The 19,437-nt window shown below is 31.9% G+C and carries 15 protein-coding genes; 2 read left to right on the forward strand and 13 right to left on the reverse strand.

Annotated features, from left to right (window positions below; translation table 11 throughout):
- Nucleotides 1-11 precede the first annotated feature (11 nt).
- From NHF47_RS13150 to NHF47_RS13180, 7 genes are all read right to left on the reverse strand, one after another.
- A complete protein-coding gene (locus NHF47_RS13150; RefSeq protein ID WP_252765361.1) occupies nucleotides 12-1,130 on the reverse strand; it encodes an imelysin family protein in 1,119 nt (372 codons plus the stop codon).
- A 98-nt stretch (nucleotides 1,131-1,228) separates the two neighbouring features.
- Nucleotides 1,229-2,434 (reverse strand): DUF4856 domain-containing protein, encoded by a 1,206-nt coding sequence (locus tag NHF47_RS13155; protein WP_252765362.1) that lies wholly within the window; start codon nucleotides 2,432-2,434, stop codon nucleotides 1,229-1,231.
- A 102-nt stretch (nucleotides 2,435-2,536) separates the two neighbouring features.
- Complete coding sequence (locus NHF47_RS13160) at nucleotides 2,537-2,914, reverse strand: hypothetical protein (protein ID WP_252765363.1); 378 nt, start codon at nucleotides 2,912-2,914, stop codon at nucleotides 2,537-2,539.
- A 9-nt stretch (nucleotides 2,915-2,923) separates the two neighbouring features.
- Nucleotides 2,924-3,787 carry a hydroxymethylglutaryl-CoA lyase gene (locus tag NHF47_RS13165; RefSeq protein WP_252765364.1) on the reverse strand — a complete coding sequence of 288 codons (864 nt, stop codon included), beginning with the start codon at nucleotides 3,785-3,787 and terminating at the stop codon, nucleotides 2,924-2,926.
- A 30-nt stretch (nucleotides 3,788-3,817) separates the two neighbouring features.
- Nucleotides 3,818-4,843, reverse strand: coding sequence for a quinone-dependent dihydroorotate dehydrogenase (locus NHF47_RS13170; protein WP_252765365.1), 1,026 nt, complete (start codon nucleotides 4,841-4,843; stop codon nucleotides 3,818-3,820).
- Between the two features lie 75 nt (nucleotides 4,844-4,918).
- Nucleotides 4,919-5,413, reverse strand: coding sequence for a hydrolase (locus NHF47_RS13175; RefSeq protein WP_252765366.1), 495 nt, complete (start codon nucleotides 5,411-5,413; stop codon nucleotides 4,919-4,921).
- 4 nt (nucleotides 5,414-5,417) lie between these two features.
- Nucleotides 5,418-6,182 carry an MBL fold metallo-hydrolase gene (locus tag NHF47_RS13180; protein WP_252766103.1) on the reverse strand — a complete coding sequence of 255 codons (765 nt, stop codon included), beginning with the start codon at nucleotides 6,180-6,182 and terminating at the stop codon, nucleotides 5,418-5,420.
- Between the two features lie 116 nt (nucleotides 6,183-6,298).
- On the opposite strand from NHF47_RS13180, the gene NHF47_RS13185 reads away from it, so the two are divergent.
- Nucleotides 6,299-7,762, forward strand: a complete 1,464-nt coding sequence (locus tag NHF47_RS13185) for a TonB-dependent receptor (RefSeq protein ID WP_252766104.1) — start codon at nucleotides 6,299-6,301, stop codon at nucleotides 7,760-7,762.
- Nucleotides 7,763-7,813: 51 nt separating this feature from the next.
- Here NHF47_RS13185 and bcp read toward each other — a convergent pair whose 3' ends face one another.
- Nucleotides 7,814-8,269, reverse strand: a complete 456-nt coding sequence (gene bcp / locus NHF47_RS13190; protein WP_252765367.1) for a thioredoxin-dependent thiol peroxidase — start codon at nucleotides 8,267-8,269, stop codon at nucleotides 7,814-7,816.
- Between the two features lie 70 nt (nucleotides 8,270-8,339).
- Here bcp and nth point away from each other — a divergent pair, with 70 nt between their 5' ends.
- Entirely contained in the window at nucleotides 8,340-8,999 is a 660-nt protein-coding gene (nth, locus tag NHF47_RS13195) for an endonuclease III (protein ID WP_252765368.1), read from the forward strand.
- A 22-nt stretch (nucleotides 9,000-9,021) separates the two neighbouring features.
- Here nth and NHF47_RS13200 read toward each other — a convergent pair whose 3' ends face one another.
- The 5 genes from NHF47_RS13200 to nagB all read right to left on the reverse strand — a co-directional run bounded on the left by NHF47_RS13200 (nucleotide 9,022) and on the right by nagB (nucleotide 19,410).
- Complete coding sequence (locus tag NHF47_RS13200) at nucleotides 9,022-9,165, reverse strand: hypothetical protein (protein ID WP_181369160.1); 144 nt, start codon at nucleotides 9,163-9,165, stop codon at nucleotides 9,022-9,024.
- 55 nt (nucleotides 9,166-9,220) lie between these two features.
- Entirely contained in the window at nucleotides 9,221-9,805 is a 585-nt protein-coding gene (locus NHF47_RS13205; RefSeq protein ID WP_252765369.1) for an RNA polymerase sigma factor, read from the reverse strand.
- 250 nt (nucleotides 9,806-10,055) lie between these two features.
- Nucleotides 10,056-15,104 carry a glycosyl hydrolase family 18 protein gene (locus NHF47_RS13210; protein WP_252765370.1) on the reverse strand — a complete coding sequence of 1,683 codons (5,049 nt, stop codon included), beginning with the start codon at nucleotides 15,102-15,104 and terminating at the stop codon, nucleotides 10,056-10,058.
- 163 nt (nucleotides 15,105-15,267) lie between these two features.
- The gene (locus tag NHF47_RS13215; protein ID WP_252765371.1) at nucleotides 15,268-17,328 is read right to left on the reverse strand and encodes a beta-N-acetylhexosaminidase; all 2,061 of its coding nucleotides are present in this window, start codon (nucleotides 17,326-17,328) and stop codon (nucleotides 15,268-15,270) included.
- A 144-nt stretch (nucleotides 17,329-17,472) separates the two neighbouring features.
- On the reverse strand, nucleotides 17,473-19,410 hold the full coding sequence (gene nagB, locus NHF47_RS13220) for a glucosamine-6-phosphate deaminase (protein ID WP_252765372.1): 1,938 nt from the start codon (nucleotides 19,408-19,410) through the stop codon (nucleotides 17,473-17,475).
- Between the last annotated feature and the right edge of the window lie 27 nt (nucleotides 19,411-19,437).

A 19,437-nucleotide genomic window follows, 5' to 3' on the forward strand; every position in this document is an offset into this window, starting at 1 on the left:
TTAAAGCAAAATTAATCTCCATCATTATCTACATAATCCACAGTAATATTCAATGCTTGCATCATGTCTAATTTCAAATACACAATATTTAATTGCAATGCATCATATAATTCTACCATTTTTACATTATTCGAATTAATCTGATTAGAATAACTATTATCGATAGAATTATTTACAGTCAAAATGGTTTGGAATTGATTGTTAATAATGGTACTAAGATTTTGTCCATCTCTATTTGTATTTAAGTAATCTAAATACGACTTTAAACTAGATCCTTCCGTATTTGCATTAAAATATTTACCATTAAAGAAATCTTGAGAAGCTTTAATAGATTCTTCCAATAACAATTTTGAAACATCGTTCTTAAAATAAGCTTCTACAATTTCTGGATATTTATTTCCATCATTTACGAATGCGCCACAAGGATATCCCACTTTACCTAAACGGATATCTTTTTCATAGTATTTTATAAAACTGTTTACCATTTTATTGGTACTACTACTTACTGAATTTCCATTACTACTGATAAAAGTATTTCGATACGTACCATTCCAATCGGTAACTACTGCATCGATATTTACTTTTAATTGGTTAGCCAAATCAGAAAGATACTGTTTGTATTTTGTAGCATCTGGGTTTGTTTCATAGAAAGCTATAATTTCAGCATCTGAACTTGCCAACCCATTAATCATATAATCCATAGCAGGTAAACCTTGTTTATCATATTGAGACAACAAAGCAAAATTATAACCACCATTAGTAATATTAGTTTGAATTCCTGCTTGGTTTGTAGGATAAATATTAACTGTACTATTTAAGTTGATTAATTCGGCTTTACCAATGGAAAACATTCCTACATATTGATACGCTTTGTAAGCCTCTAACCACGCGGTTCTTACTTCGTTTAAGTTAGTTTGGTCTGGAGTGCTAACAAAAGTACTTACTTTAGTATCTAATAGTGCTACTTTATCTTGATAATTTTCATATCTAGGGATAATAATATTATCGGCCCAATTGGTTAATAATTCTGTTCTATTAAAATTATCGTTATTGGTTTCATTACTTGATGAATCGCTCGAACAAGCGATTAAAAAAAGTAGAGAGAAACATCCTAAAACTATCTTTTTCATTAAAGCTATATTTTAAATATTTTGATTTTGAATTCTTTTAATTGGTTTGCAAAAATAAACCAAATTAGAAGTTTTGTTCATTAAGCAAATACTAATTTTTAGTTAACGATTTCAGCTTGTGCAACTGTAAAACTAAAACGAGTTGCAATAGTAGTTGCTAATTCGTCTAATTTTGTATTTAAGTAATCCACATCCCATAATCCATTAGTTCCAGCCGTTAAATCACTTAAAATAGAATCAACTTCTGCCTTAGAAAAATAAGGTGCATTTGTAGTAGGATTATTCGTATATCTCAAAGCCATAATAAAACCATACGCTTCTGATAGTGCGTGAAATGCTTTAGCTCCATTATCGGTAATTAATTTAGCTTTTCCTTCTTTTAAATAAAATACCGCTCTAACTGCAGGTACTAAAGCTAATCTTGCTTTAATAATTGCAATTTGTTCATCTCTAACCGTATAATTATTTGCAACAATAGCAGCTCTTCCTTTTCTAAAAGCCAATTCAATTTCAGCTTTAACCGTATTAAAATCTGCATCAGCATTTACCTGATTGATATAACTATCCCAAAACTTTCCACCGCCTGCACCGTATATATAACCATAAGCTTCATCCCATAAGTGTTCCATTTTAGTATAATTTTTACCCGATTCCAATACCTTATTACTATTGTTTATTTTGTTATTTGCTTCATCTAAAACTGTAGTACTTAAATAATTATTTACGATTTGGTCCATAAAACAAGCTCCCATTAAACCTTTTAAAAGTACTTGTTGTGGTTCTAATCCATTTGCTGCAAATAGTCTAATCGAAGTTCCATCTTGATATTTTCCAGCTACATTTTCAGACGCGTTATTTCCTTGACTAGCAGCATTTGCATCAGTAAATTGAGATTCAAAAAAAGTGCGTACTTCAGCTTGTTCTAAAGTTGAACCTCCACCACCAAAATATACAAAATAATCTTTTGAAGCAGCTGTTTTGTCTTTCAATTCTTTTCCAGAAGTATTCATTTCAGTAGTTGAAAACGGATTGTTCTCGTTTGCATACATATTGCTAAGCACAGTTACATCTACTTGATTACCTGCTACTCCTTGATTTTTAATATAATTTCCCATTTCAGTAAGCATCAATATACGATTTGATTGTCCACTAAAATCAACTGTAGTTTGGTTATTTCTATTAAATTCATAGGTCTCAGGAACAGTAACAGAATCAGTAGTACTTCCATTATCATCACTTGAACAGGATAAAAGACCAATACATAAAAAAGATAAAACAATTTTAGAAAAAATGATAGTTCGCATTATTTATTTAGATTTATTTAAAATAATTTAACGATGCAAAAATAAAAACTAAATTGGAAAGTCCAAAGTTTTATTTAGAATAAATTAAAATAATTTAAATTACTAAAATAAATCAATAATAAGTTTGACAATAAAACAAAAGACGAAGATATAAATACTGACTAAGCCAGAAAACATCGTTACACCTAAAGCTGTTTTATCTTCTAATGCTTCTGCTAATACTTTAAAAGAGGTTATATTTACTAGGATTAAAATAAGAAAATACAATACAAAAGTAGTCCAAAAAAAAGTGGTATAGAATAACAAAATTCCAAAAACAATAGCACTTAACATTGGCATATAAAAAGAAAAATTGGCCACATATTTATTGGGACCTTGTAATTTGCAGTACATAAAACTAAAAGCCAGTAAAAATAAAATTACTAGAATAAAAGGAACAGCAACGGTATACCAACCAAAATATGGTAAAAATATATTCATTATAAGCTATTAATGATAATAATCAAATATTTTTAGCGATTCATTATAAGCACTTTCAAAACTGATGGCATGGCAATTGGTATCAATCTTTTTTGCTGTAAAATAGGACAACATTTTTTCGGTAGGCATATTTCCAGTAAGATCATCTTTAGCCATTGGGCAACCTCCAAAACCTTTAATTGCACCATCGAATCGAGTACAACCTGCTTGATAGGCGGCGTCAATTTTTTCAAACCATGAATCAGGAGTAGTATGTAAATGAGCTCCAAATTCGATATCTGGATATTTTGAGATTAAATTAGAGAATAAATAATCTATAACTTCGGGGGTTGAACTACCAACCGTATCCGAAAGCGAAAGAATTTTAACACCCATCTTGGCCAATCTTTCTGTCCATTCTCCTACTATATCTACATTCCAAGGATCACCATATGGATTTCCAAATCCCATAGAAATATAGGTTACTACTTCTTTTTTGGATTGATCCGCAATTTCTAAAATTTCCTGAAGCGTTACAATAGATTCCGCAATAGTTTTATGCGTATTTCTCATTTGAAAATTTTCAGAAATAGAAAAAGGGAAACCTAAATAATTAATTTCTGGATGCACAGCCGCTAATTCAGCTCCTTTTGTGTTGGCAATTATGGCCAATAATTTACTTGTAGTAGCGGACAAATCTAATTGTGCTAAAACAGCAGCTGTATCTTGCATTTGCGGAATTGCTTTTGGAGAAACAAAACTTCCGAAATCAATGGTATCAAAACCTACTCGCAAAAGAGCTTGTATGTATTGCACTTTTTTTTCTGTAGGAATAAAATCTTTGATGCCTTGCATGGCATCTCTAGGACATTCTATTATTTTGACGTGTTTCATGTGTAGCCAAAGATAGGAAAGAATTCTATTTTACGAAATCGTTTTAGCTTTAAAAATTGCTTTATTGATGTCACGTACTAATTTAGGTCCTTCATAAATAAAACCTGTATATAACTGTATCAAACTAGCTCCAGCATCTAATTTTTCCAAGGCATCTTGAACAGAATGTATGCCTCCTACTCCTATAATTGGAAAGGATTGATTGCTCTTTTCTGAAAGAAAACGAATTACTTCTGTACTTCTTTGAGTTAATGGTTTTCCAGATAAACCACCCATTTCATTTTTATTTTCAGATTGTAAACCTTCTCTTGAAATGGTAGTATTCGTTGCAATAACTCCTGCAATTTTTGTTTCATTTACAATAGTAATAATGTCTAACAATTGTTCGTCTGTTAAATCAGGAGCAATTTTTAGTAATATCGGTTTTTGTTTGGGTTTACTTGCATTTTTATTTTGCAATTTTAATAACAAAGCCGTTAAAGGCTCTTTATCTTGCAATGCACGTAAATTAGGTGTATTAGGCGAACTTACATTTACAACAAAATAATCTACATAGGGAAAAAGCGCATCAAAACTAATTTCATAATCTAAAACAGCTTCTTCATTAGGTGTAATTTTATTTTTGCCAATATTACCTCCAATTAAAACTCCCTTGTTTTTTTTCAACCGTTCTACAGCGTCTAAAACACCTCCGTTATTGAATCCCATACGATTAATAATAGCTTGATCTTCCTGCAAGCGGAACAACCTTTTTTTAGGATTTCCTTCTTGTCCTTTAGGTGTTAACGTTCCTATCTCTATAAATCCAAATCCAAAATTCGATAACTCATTATACAATTTTGCATCTTTATCAAAACCAGCCGCTAAACCTACCGGGTTTTTAAATTTTAAACCAAATACTTCGGTTTCTAATTCTTTATTTGATACCGTATATAAAGATTTAAAAAAAGGTCCAAATCCTATTTTATGAAAGAAACGAATACATGAAAAGGTAAAGTAGTGCACTTTTTCTGGGTCAAACAGAAATAGTATCGGTCGAATAAGTAATTTATACATAAAATTGAAGTAGTTGTGTGCTGCAAAAATAGAGATTCGTTTGCAATAAAAAAAGCTCCCTTAAGAGCTTTTCATTTATTCCATTTTTTGTTTTTCATAAAGAATCGTTTCTACGGTTTCGAAATCGGTCGGTTTGTCATCGTTATGAAAATATTTTATTAAAACTTGCCCCCAAAGTTGGGTGTTTGAAAATTCAGCAATTATCCAACGATGGTTTAACACTTTCGCTTTATTGATAATAAAGTTTTTACCATCAATTGGTTCATACGGAATTAAAGGATTTCCATTTGGTTTTGTGTTTAACTCTTGTATGTCTTCATTTACTTTTTGCATCACTTTTAAATAATCTAAATTTTTAGAATAATAATAGTCTTGTGCATCCTGATCTTTTTCAATATCAAAATAATCATTATAACCCACAATTGAAATGGAATCTCTTGCAATTTTCAATCGTTCTTTTGTAAGTTGTACTTCTTTTTCTTTGGCATCTAAAATTTTGTTAGAATTTACATATTGAAAAATATTAAGTAAAAGAGCAAGAATAAAAAGGTATAAGAATGTGTTTTTCATTGGATTAAATTAAAATTTCTAAATTATCGTAAGCTACAAATACATTTTTGGGTAATTTTTTTTGAATTTCTTCATGAAAACCAAAGAGATGACTGATATGGGTTAAATAAGTTCTATTTGGTTGAACCAAAGATATAAAATCTAAGGCTTCTTCTAAATTAAAATGAGAATGATGCGGTTCTTCTCGTAAACAATTTATAACCAACACCTTGCAGTTTTTTATTTTATTTATCTCATCTATAGCAACCGTTTTAACATCAGTTAAATAAACAAATCCTTCTATTTGATAACCAAAAACCTGTAAATTTCCATGAGAAGCATTAATCGGTTCTATCCATTGATTGTTAACTTTAAAACCTTCATTTTCTTTCACTTCTATTTGCGTTACTGAAGGTGCACCAGGATATTTATTCTCATTAATAAATATATAATCAAATCGTTTTTCTAAGTTCTCTAGTACGCGTTTATGAGCGTATACTGGAATAGGTCCTTGTTTAAAATAAAACGGACGAATATCATCTAAACCTGCTGTATGATCAGCATGCTCATGTGTAAATAATAAGGCATCTATATAATTGCAATTAGAAGTTAACATTTGTTGTCTAAAATCGGGACCACAATCTATTACGATAGAAAAATCTTCGGAATGAATCCAAACAGAAACTCGCAATCTTTTGTCTTTTGCATCCTTACTTAGACAAACCGAATGATTACTTCCTATTACAGGAATTCCTTGCGAGGTGCCAGTTCCTAAAAAATAAACTTTAATCGTACTCATATGCTACAAAAATAATAATAAATGCAGTAGTTTTTATCATTTTAATTAACTTTGCAGTATTAGAAATTTCAACTGCTATTATCCTAAAGATAAATTGAATGAAAAGTATTGTTACAGATATTAAAGTGAGAGGTGATAAAGTTATAGAACAAATACCTTCTATTAAAGACAAAGCTTTACGTATTAACCTGAATGAAAGCATTTATGGAACCTTTGCAGAAATTGGTGCCGGACAAGAAACTGTGCGTCATTTTTTCAGAGCAGGAGCTTCTTCAGGTACAATTGCAAAAGCAATGTCTGCCTATGATAAAGATTTTAGTGATGCGATTTATGGCGTTGAACCGGATGGAAGATATGTAACAGAAAGCCGTCTAAAAAGAATGTTAGCTCATGAAACCCAACTTATAGAAGAACGTTTAAAAAGAGATAAACATCCCAATAAAATCTTTTTTAGTTATGCCAATACTGTAGCAACTATTGATTTTGCGAAACAATATAAAGGTCATGGTTGGGTTGGTATTAAATACCAAGTAGAACCAGATGAAGCGTATAATGAAATTACGTTACACATTCGTTTTAAAGAAACGGATGCAAAACTACAACAAGAAACCCTTGGTATTTTAGGAGTTAATTTAATTTATGGTGCTTTTTATAAATACGAAAGCCCTAAAAAATTACTGCGTTATTTATATGACCATTTAGATAAAGACCAATTAGAAATTGATACTATCAATTTTTCAGGACCACGTTTTGCGGAAGTTGACAACCGTTTGATGAGTTTACAACTGGTGAAAAATGGCATGACTGATGCCGTTATGTTTGGCCCAGATGGGAATAATATTTTACCTGCAGCTGTACTTTACAAAAAAAATATTTTAGCATTAAGAGGTAGTTTTAGACCTGTTACCAAAGTAAATATGAACATGTATATGAAATCGTATAACATGTTTATTGAAGAGAAAAAAGTGGATATTGAAAATACGTTTGTCGTTTTTGAAATTACGTTATCCAATTTAAAAGCGGAAGGAGAAATTGATGAAAGAGATTTCTTAGACCGAGCAGAGTTACTTTGTTCATTAGGTCAAACCGTAATGATTTCTAATTTCCAAGAATATTATAAAGTAGTAGAATATTTCTCAAATTATACTAAAGCCAGAATGGGATTAGCAATGGGTGTTAATAATTTAGTCGATATTTTTGATGAGAAATATTACCGTCATTTATCAGGAGGAATCTTGGAAGCTTTTGGTAAACTTTTCTACCGTGATTTAAAAGTATATTTGTATCCAATGAAAGATGACGAAGGTAATTTAATCAATTCCGAAAACTTAAAAGTGCATCCAAGAATGAAGGAATTGTACAAATTCTTTAAGTTTAATGGTAAAGTAGTTGACATTACTGATTTTGAAGAAAAAAATCTGGATATCTTCTCAAGACAAGTTTTAAAAATGATTGGAAACGGTGAAGAAGGTTGGGAAGACATGTTACCTGAAGGAAATGCAGAATTAATTAAGAAGCATCGTTTATTCGGTTACCAACCTAAAGAATCCTTGAGTCAAACTAGTAAATAATAGTATAAAAAAAGCTGTCAAAATAATTGACAGCTTTTTTTAAAGTAGTATTTATTTCCCTAAAATTTGAGCTGTGTGTTCTTTGGTTTTTACCTTATCTATTACTTCTTCTATTATTCCTTTTTCATCAATAATAAAAGTAGTTCTGTGAATACCATCATATTCTTTACCCATAAATTTTTTGGGACCCCAAACACCAAAAGCTTGTATAACTGATTTGTCTTCATCGGCTAACAGAGGAAAAGGTAAATCATATTTTTCAATAAACTTAGTTTGTGCTTTTGCACTGTCTGCACTTACTCCTAACAAAGCATAATTATTAGAGCTAAAACGTTCAAAATTATCTCTTAAATCACATGCTTCTGCTGTACATCCAGGAGTGCTTGCTTTGGGATAAAAAAATACTACCAATTTCTTTCCATGATAATCTTGTAATGAATGCTTTTTACCATCTTGATCTAATCCTGAAAAGTTTGGAGCTTTGTCTCCTTTCTTTAATGTTGTCATTTTATTAATTTTACTATGTTAAAAGCTTAACTTTGCTTTAAAGTTAATATTAGACTATAAAATTACAAAAATGACTAAGAACGAAAAAGTAACATTTGTTATAAATACGTTAAACGAATTATATCCTGAAATACCCATTCCATTAGATCATAAAGATCCTTATACCTTATTAGTTGCTGTATTGCTTTCTGCACAATGTACCGATGTAAGAGTAAACCAAATTACACCTTTATTATTTGCCAAAGCGGATAATCCTTATGACATGGTAAAAATGAGTATTGAAGAAATTGCTGCCATTATAAGACCATGTGGATTGTCTCCAATGAAATCTAAGGGCATTCATGGTTTATCTGAGATTTTAATTGAAAAGTATAATGGCAAAGTACCTCAAAGTTTTGAAGCACTTGAAAGCTTACCAGCGGTTGGTCATAAAACAGCTAGTGTTGTTATGAGTCAGGCTTTTGGTGTACCTGCTTTTCCAGTAGATACGCATATCCATCGACTGATGTATCGTTGGAATTTAAGCAATGGAAAAAATGTACAACAAACGGAAAAAGATGCCAAACGAATCTTTCCCAGAGAAATCTGGAATGATTTACACTTACAAATTATTTGGTATGGACGAGAATATTCACCAGCTCGAGGTTGGGATTTAGAGAAAGATATTATTACCAAAACTATTGGTAGAAAGTCCGTTATTGACTCATATTTAAAAAAGAATGCTTCATAATTGATTATGAAGCATTCCCTTTTTAATTAGCTATAATTTCAAATGACATCTTACCTATTTTTTTAATACTTAATGCTTTGGAGTAATTAAGTATAAACGCAATTGTCTCTTTTTTAGGTAACATACTTTGTCCTGCTAATTTTTGTTTTGAGTAAAGTTTTGCCATCAATAAAAAATTTATTATTTAATAATTTAATAACGGCAAAAAAAAAAATTTAGTATTAATTCGTTAAAATAATTTGATTTTTTTCAATTACTTTTCTCAAATTCATTAATGCGTAACGCATTCTTCCTAAAGCAGTATTGATACTTACTCCAGTGGAATCAGCAATTTCTTTAAAACTTAAATCTTGATAAATACGCATTTGAAGTACTTCTTTTTGATCTTCTGGTAATTCATCAATGAGCCTAGACAAATCATATTCAACTTGATCTAATATAATTTGATCTTCCACATTCAAATTAGTATCTGTCAAATATGAGAAAACGGAATACTCTTCGTTATCTCGCTGCATAGGCATTTTTTTAGACTTTCTAAAATAATCGATAATCAAATTATGAGCAATACGCATTACCCAAGGAAGAAATTTTCCTTCTTCATTATACGATTTCGATTTTAATGTTTTGATTACTTTAATAAAAGTATCTTGAAACACATCGTCACAAATGTCTCGATCTTGAATTTTTGTATAAATAAATCCGTAAATTTTCGATTGGTGTCTTTCGATTAATATACTCAAGGCAGACTCGTCTCCTTCAATATAATTTTTAACCAGAACAGCATCTGAGATTAAATTATTAGCCATAACAATACCTTTTAAATTAATTTGGGTTCGAAATTTTAAAAAGTAATTTTATTGTATAAGCCTTTAATTTTATTGTTAATGGGTCAAATTTAACATTTTTTTTTATTAATAAGCAAATACTAACTAAAAAATTAACACCTGAGTTGAAAAAATAATTAAAAAAAGCATATAAACAGGTATTTTATTTAAAAAAACCCCAACCTAATTTTAATAGGAAGGGGTTATTAACAACCATATCAATTTTAAAAAACTAATATATTTTTAATTCTGTTATAATTTCTTCTTTATCAACAACTTTTATGATGAAGATTTGTTTATTGCTGAAATAATCATCAAAAACTTCTACAGTATTCGTATTCGCATCAAAATTTTGTTGCTTAATTAATTGTCCTAACAAATTATAAACATTCACTTGTTTAATTAATGCTGTTTTTGCTTGTATGGTTAATTTATTTTCAACAATATAGCCTTTCACATCATTATTTACACGATTTGAAACTATTGGAGAGCCATTGAAATAATTTCCTAATGTTTCTGAGAAACCATAACTCGATGCACAACTAGCCGCTGCATCCCAATTTACAGACCATGTCATTACTCCTCTTAGATCTGGATAAGGACCGCCTGGTTGCATCGTATACGTACGTCCCGAAAAATTAGTCCCAAAACGTAGATAATCTAACGCCTTAACAACCTCTGAAGGAGCTAAATATCCTGTTCCTGCTGCACGTTGACAAGCGGGTAATGCTACCACTACTTTAGAAGGTGGTAAAGCATCAAAATGAAAACCAGTAGTCCCTACATTAAATCCTTTAAGAAGCATATCCGTCATAGAAGTAACAAAATTAGGTGTGGCTGAAAAATAGTTTTGATTGTCTAATCCACCTACTGGTCCGGAATTATACAATTGTACCATTAATAAGTCCATTTCATTTCTTAAATTATGCAGAACAGGTAAAAAGGATCCTGCAGTTCCTGCAAAACTTTGATAACCGACTTGAACATAAAAAGTCTCTGGAGCAGCAGTAAGGATAAATCCAGGTCCGTAGTGTTGTTTTAGTTCTTTAAATGCATCTACCACATTTTTCAATCTTGGGTAAGCTGAAATTCCTGCATAAGAAAAATCTGTTAATCCAGCTGCACCAAAATCCATAGAACCACCTTCAAAATCGATATCTACACCATCAAATTGAAACTCGTCTATGATGGCTTTCAATCCATTTACAAACGTATTTTTTTGTGCAACAGTTTGTAGAACCACGTGTCCGTTTTGTCCTCCAATAGAAACTATTACTGGTACGCCACTATTTCGTAAGGTTTGGATATCATTTTTAAGTAATTGTCTATCGAAAACTCCGTTTGTTACGTAACGATTATCATTTGTAGTTAAAACAGGTGTATAACCATCTCTATTCACTGTTTCAATAAAAGCATAGGCCACTACATTAAATTTCTTTCCAACCATTTGATTGAAATACAAGAAAGTAGCTTCCGCATTTTCCCAAGAATGTGCATAACCTAAAACTACTTTATTTGGTAAAGGATTGAATCGGTTATTCGAAATGGTAGCTATTGTAATCGTCTTATTTAAAGTGGTTTGACCTGAAACATTATCCGTTGCTTTAATTACAATTGGATAGGCTTGATAGGCCGTTGGTAAAAAGTTATATGTATATGTATTATTAGCTCCAGCTGTCATCGTATGCGTACTTCCATTAACGGTTATGGTAACATTTGCAATCGTTCCATCCGAATCAGTTGCAGAAACTGAAATAGGTAGTGTTTGAAAAGAGCTTTGATATATAGTAGTGCTTGATGGAGCATTCCAAGTAAGTATAGGTAATTGATTAGGACAATTCGTACCAGAACAAGTTAAGGTAAAAGTATGCGTTTTCTCATCGGTTGTTCCATTCGAAGCGGTAGCTTTAACTTTTAGCACATGATTTCCAGAAAATTGACTAGCAGTTGGAGTCCAACTAGCAGTATAATTACTTGCAGTATTACTTACTGTTACATTTTGACCATCTATAGTAAATACTACTGATGCAATTGTAGTACCATCGTTGGCACTTAAACCAACATTTGCTGCAAAGTTAACTGCACTTCCTAAATTTAAAGCAACTGATGCAGTTGTTGGGGCAGTTATCGTTACCAAAGGAGTTGTATTTACAACCTCTTGCGTATTAAAATTAAATGTTTGTGGAGATGTTGGAATAGTTCCTTGTGAATAAGAAGGAAAATAAGTTATGTTATTATTCTCCCAAGCATTCAATTTAAGACTTAAATACGTTGAATAACCGCTTAAGGCAGCATTTTCAAAATGATAATTTCCTTGCGCATCTGTTAGAGTCGATAAATCAACCCAATTGTGTGTATTATCTGTCCAAGGTAAAATTAAATCTACTTTGGCACCAGCTACAGGAACAGTTCCATTTTTGACCGTTCCACTTATTAAATAAGTAGTATTTGAAACTTGTAATGCAAAGTCTTGTGTTTGATTGGCACTTAAATTAGAAAAACTAGCTGAGGCAGGCAAAAAAGTTTGACCCGAATTGGAAGCAGCAACCGTATAATTTTGACCCGCAGTAACATTGGAGAACGAATAACTTCCAGTACTTGAAGTTGAAGCCGTTCTTGAAGCTCCATTCCCAGTTAAAGTCACCGTAACACCTGACAAACCTGTTGTTCCGTTTCGTACACTTCCAGAAATGGTATACGATTGATTTGGACAGTTTGAACCAGAACATGTTAAAGTAAAATTATGTGTTTTCTCATCTGTGGTTCCATTAGAAGCTGTTGCAACAACTTTTAGCACATGATTTCCAGAAAATTGACTGGCAGTTGGAGTCCAACTAGCGGTATAGTTACCTGCTGTATTACTTACCGTAAGATTTTGACCATCTATAGTAAATACAACAGATGCAATTGTAGTACCATCATTTGCACTTAAACTTATATTTGCTGCCAAGTTAACTGCATTTCCTAAATTTACTGCAACATTTGAAGTCGTAGGAGCTGTTATAGACACCACAGGAGTTGTATTCACAACCGTTTGCGTATTAAAATTAAAAGTTTGTGGTGACGTTGGAATAGTTCCTTGTGAATAAGAAGGATAATACGTTACATCATTGTTTTCCCAAGCATTTAATTTCAAGCTAGAATAAGTGGTATAACCACTCAAAGCTGCATTTTCAAAATGATAATTTCCTTGCGCATCAGTTCTAGTAGAAAGATTTACCCAATTATGCGTATTATCTGTCCATGGTAAAATTAAATCTACTTTAGCACCTGCAACTGGAATTGTTCCGTTTTTGACTGTTCCACTTATTAAATAAGTAGAACTGGTAACTTGTAATGCAAAATCTTGCGTTTGATTAGCACTTAAGTTCGAAAAACTAGCTGATGCCGGTAAAAAAGTTTGACCCGAATTGGAAGCAGCAACCGTATAATTTTGACCCGCAGTAACATTGGTAAACGAATAACTTCCAGTGCTCGTTGTTGTAGCTGTTCTTGAAGCTCCATTCCCAGTTAAAGTTACCGTAATTCCAGATAATCCTGTAGTTCCATTTCTTACACTTCCAGAGATGGTATAACTAGGATTCGTTTGCGTAGAACCTGTAATAGCATAAGAAACATTGGAAGACAAACTACCCGAAGCTATTGAAGTAGTTTGAGGGGTAAAATTATATCCATTTTTTGTATACGTAATTACATAACCCGCATTCGTAGCCGTATTAGGGAATTGTACATTTCCACTAGTATCAGAAACTTGGGTAACGGTTGTATTTGTTCCGGTTTTGGTTAGAACAGCAGTAACGCCAGAAATAGGTGTATTCGCATTATCCTTAAAAACAACAGTTAGCGTAACAGTTGTAGGAGGATTAACGTTTGAAGAAAAAGTAGTATTTATTTGTCCTAGCAAAGCAGCTGGTTCTGGACTTCCAGGTCTTGTATCTTGAGAAAGTTCCCAAATCATAGCACCACCTAAATTCTTTTGTTTGATATATTTTGCTTTTTCGTCTATTGAAACCTTATCATCGTAAGTTACAAATTGATGTGTTGTTGCGTTATATAAATACGGAACTTTAGCTGTATTATCCCAATATCTTACCCAACCTGCACTTGAAGATGCTGGTAAAACAGAAGAAGAATTAGAAGGATTCAGAAAATGATGTCCAGTTGTTCCACTAGCACCTGCCAAATCACAAAATTCTACACTTCCAGTAAATTCGCAAAAAGCATTATCCCAAGTACCTTGAGGAGCTTGTGGATTCACACAACTTCCTGTAGTTCTTGGAGCAGCAACAAATAAACCTGGTAATGAAGGTATGGTTCCATTATTGGCAACCGAATTAAAAATCTTTCCATAAAAAGGGATTCCCATGACCAATTTATCATTTGGAATAGCTAACGTATTTAAATAGATATTTGTTAAATGATCTAACGATTCATTATTTGCATGTAAAGGATCATTAGTATTACCACTACCATATAAAGGAGCATTGTAACAGGTTTTATCGTACCAATTTCCTCCAAGGTCATACCCGAAAAAAGTAATAAAATCACAATATGTAGTAATATCATCTTGCATTCCAAATTGCGCTTTGTTCCCAGGACCTATAAATTGATTCGGCACATGAACGACATTATTTCCTGCAGCAATAGAAATGATTTTATTTGGCATTGCCAAACGCATTTCTTTTAAAAGATACACTAAATTTTTATGATCATTTGGAGTATGCGGTTGTGCAGGAGGTGTTATCCCACCAATTACTTCTGTACCATCTATACCACCAATAATTGGAAATTCCCAATCAATATCAAAGCCATCAATAAAAGGATAAGTAGTTAAAAAGTTGGCCATATTTTGAGCAAAAGCCGTTCTAGCAACTGGAGAAGCAGCAATTCCTGGTAAATCTTGAGATTTAGTCCAACCTCCTATTGAAATTAAGATTTTCAGATGCGGATATCGCTGTTTTAATTGCATTAAATCATAAAAATTACCCTTTGGAGTTGCATTCCAAGGTGCTCCGCCTTCAGTATGCTCAAAATCGGCATACGTATCTAACGATTTGATTTTTGCACTTTGAGGGTTTGCTGGATCAAATTCAGTTCCAAAGAAAGCGTACATAAGATGGGTTAATTTACTCCCATCGATTTTGTCTACATTAAAATCTCTTGCATAAATTGCCCATTGTGCATAGTAACCTACCACTTTTTTATTGTGATTGGGTTGTGCTTGCAACAAGAATGGGAAAATTAAAAAGAAACCTAATAGATAATTGAGTTTTCTTACCATTTTGTTTGTTTTTTGTTAGTATATTGTTTGTTTATTAGGATTGTATTACTTTACAATCTAGGTGAATATACGATGGAATAGAATTTTGAAAAAAATTAATCAACCAAACGCAAGAAAAATTAAACGAACAACAAAAAACAATCAATATTGTGCAATTCTGTTTTTATTTGAGATTTTCAATCATTTTTTTTACCCCAATGACTACTGCTAATTCTACATCAGCATGTTCTTTTGAATTGCATTTTTCCCATAATTGATTGAGATAAACTGAATCATATTCTTTATTATGCTTTAGAATTTGTAATAACTCTTCAGACAAAAGACTTAAATTTTCAGAAAGAGGCAATATGGGTTGAAGTAGAGGTGCATTTTCACTCAAAACAACTAATTCTTCATGGTTCTTTTTCCATTGTTCAAAAAAAGAAGTAACAGTTGCTAAATTCGTGGGATTATTTTCTTTTAAATATTGGTTTACAGCCCAATTAAATTGTAAAGCTTCACTAGCATCTACTGTACAAGCATCTGCAAATAACGTAAAAGGAGAATACATTTGATATTCTGTTCCACCTTTATTTCTAGTATAAATTTTCAAAGGTTCGCATAGCTTTGAAAAATATTCCAAAGCTGATGTGTTTTGATAGTTGGCAATATTACGAAGAATAACTTCTCTATTTCTAATATGTGTAATTCCTAATTCTTCCAATCGATTGGATACCGAAGGGAGTCTTTGAAGCATATTAGTAACATCGGGATTTTGAGGGTTTGACCAAAATAATTCTGCAATAGCAATAGTTCGAGGCCAAATTCTCGAATCGATGTTTTGAGCTGTAACAAGTTCACTCCACATCGTAGCTTCCCCACCCAAAATATTTTCTCTTTCTTTAGTAGTTAATTTAGCATTTTTGGGAATAATAGGCGACATATAATGCTCGTTAATACTTTGCATTAAATCAATATAAAAGCCGTTGGAAAGAATCGTTCTATAACCCTTTTTTACCGCGTTGATTAAAGAAGCTCCAGCAGTAGAACCTTCATTGGTTCCTTTCCAGGAATGAATTATGGTTGATTTTGGCATTTTTTCATTCATAATCTCTTCCCAACCTACAATATCTTTATCATGCTTTTTAAACATGGGAACTAACTGTAAGGTAAAATAACTTTGTAATTCATGATTGGTTTGAAACCCTTTTTTCTTTTTGAATTCTTGAATTACAGGATTATCATCCCAAGCTTTCCCTTCATTTTCATCACCTCCAATATGAAAGTATTTTCCTGGAAACAACGGACAAACCTCATCAAAGATTTCACTTAATATCTTATATGTATTGGGATTAGATGGATCAAGTGTTGGTCGAAAAACGCCCGCATTTCTTTCAATACTATAGGTTGAAGCAGTTTGTTCTTCTGGATTTTTCTTATAATTACTACCTATTTCAGGATAAGCGGTTAAAATAGCCGTTGCATGTCCAGGAACATCAATTTCTGGCACTACTACAATTCCTCTTTCGTCGGCATATTGAATGATATTTTTAATTTCTTCTTGCGTATAATAATAACCATCTGAAGCTAATTCTGTCAGTTTCTTTCTATTTTTTAATTCAATTCTCCAACCTTGATCATCTACTAAGTGCCAATGCAATACATTTAGTTTTACAGCAGCCATGGCATCAATATTTCTTTTAATAACTTCAACAGGTTGAAAATGTCTCGCCACGTCAATCATTAAACCGCGCCATTTAAACTCTGGTCTATCTGAAATGCTAACAATTGGAAAGAAAAAAGTATTGGAATCATTTTGCAATAACTGTAATAACGTTTCTAATGCACGAAGAGCACCTATATCGGTTACAGCATCAATTTTAATTGATTTTTCATTAATTTCTAACGAATAACTTTCATCTTCATAAATACTTACATCCCCTTTTCTTTGACAATGAATTTGCAATTGCGCTTTAGAGTTTTCATTTGATTTTGCGATAAAACCCTGCTTTAAAAATAATCCAGTTCTTCCATCCAGCCTTCTTAAAAAATGAGTTGCTGCTTTATAAATTCTTGGATGAGCGTTTCCTGTTATATTTAAGCTAAATTCTGGATTAATATTAAAAAATCCTTGTTGTACTTGAATTTCTTTTGGCCATGGTATTAGGCTTAGAGATTGAGTTTCGGTTTGTGAATAAATGTTTAAACTAAAAAAAACAAAAATTAAGGCGTGTTTTAAATTCATTAATGGTATTGTTATTTAGATACTTCTTTACTTTTTAAATGTAGCTATTTTAAAGTCATATTATATTTATAATCTGTTAAAAATGAGAAAGAAGAGAATAAAAAAATCATCCTCTTCATTTCTCCCAAACTCAAAATAAATATATTAATACTCAAATTTTTTAAAGGCTTCAATAGCTTCGTATTCAGCTAATCCTAATTCATCATACAATTTAGCTGTATTTTTATTTCTATCTTCCGCCCTAACCCAAAATTCTCGAGAATCATTTCCTTGAAACATCACCCTATCTTTTTGGGATTGATGAAAGAGTATGGCATTTCGTTTTAAAAGTACCTCATCTGGACTTAAAGGAACAGCCATATCAATTTCATGTATATCCCATTCATGCCAGGCACCTCGATACAGCCATAACCAACAATCATTCATAAACGGTTCTGTTTTTAAACTTTTCATTGCTGCAAAAATAGCATTCAAGCACACTTCATGAGTTCCGTGTGGATCTGCTAAATCTCCTGCTGCAAAAACTTGGTGTGGTTTAATCTTTTTAATAATGTTGCTAACAATACTAATATCTTCTTGTCCTAAAGGATTCTTTTTCACTTGGCCTGTTTCATAAAATGGTAAGTCTAAAAAATGAACATTTTGATCATTCAAGCCAATATATCTTGTAGCAGCATACGATTCTCTTCTTCTAATGAGTCCTTTTAACTTTCTTACTTCTAATATATCTACTTGATTTTCATTTTTATGATTTAAAAAATCAATTATTTTAGAAATGGTATCAGAACACAGAGCATCATTTACAAAATCTTTACAAACCTCAGCAAATTTTAAAGCTTCCTGATCCGTAACCGCAATGTTTCCAGAAGTTTGATACACCACATGCACATCATGTCCTTGGCGAATGAGTTTTGAAAAAGTACCACCCATAGAAATTACATCATCATCTGGATGTGGACTAAACAAGATCACTCTTTTTTTCTCAGGAAAGGCTCTTTCAGGTCTATGCGTATCATCTGTATTGGGTTTTCCACCAGGCCAACCCGTTATAGTATGTTGTAAAACATTGAACATATTAATATTCAGATGATAGGCAGAACCTTCTTGTGCTAACAAATCAGACATTCCATTATTATTGTAATCTCTATCTGTTAATTTTAAAATAGATTGGTTCGTTTTTTGGCACAACCAAACAATGGCTTTACTTTTTAATTCTTGAGTCCAAAGACATTCCCCTACTAACCATGGTGTTTTAAAACGAGTCAAATCGGCTGCCGCTGATTGATCCAATACAAAAGTAGCATTGGTATGATTTTGCAAAAATGTAGCGGGAACTTCTGAAGTAATATCACCTTGTACAGTTCTTTTAACAATGGATGCTTTATTTTGGCCCCAAGCCAAAAGTACTATCCTTTTAGAACGCAAAATGGTAGAAACTCCCATTGTAATAGCCCTTTTAGGCACATTATCAATACCATTAAAATCGGAAGAAGCATCTGAACGCGTAATATGATCTAAGGTAATGATTCGTGTTCCAGAATTGACATGCGATCCTGGTTCATTAAAACCAACGTGCCCAGTTCTACCTATTCCTAATAGTTGAAAATCCAATCCTCCAGATTCTTTAATCTTCATTTCATAATCGATACAGTATTGATTTAGTTCCTCTAAAGGAATCGTTCCATCAGGAATATTTACATTTTCTGGTAAAATATCTATGTGATTGAATAAATGCTGATGCATGAAATAATGATAACTTTGTTTATTTTCTTTATTCATTGGATAATATTCATCCAAATTAAAAGTCACAACATTTGCAAAACTTAACCCTTCTTCTCTATGCATTCTAACCAATTCTTCATATACTTTAATGGGTGAAGAACCTGTTGCTAGCCCTAAAACACAGGTTTTATTTTTTTCTTTTTTTGATCTAATTAATTGCGCTATTTCCTGAGCTACAATTTTAGAGGCTTCCATAGAATTTTTAAAAATTTCGCAATGAATTTTTTCAAATCTTGTTTCTTCAAATTTTCCAGCGCTTTTATAGCTTATATCGCGATTAATTTCTATAGCACTTTTCATTATTATATTCGTATTAAAAAATTTATT

The organism is Flavobacterium sp. NRK F7, from assembly GCF_024054195.1.
Taxonomy (GTDB): domain Bacteria; phylum Bacteroidota; class Bacteroidia; order Flavobacteriales; family Flavobacteriaceae; genus Flavobacterium.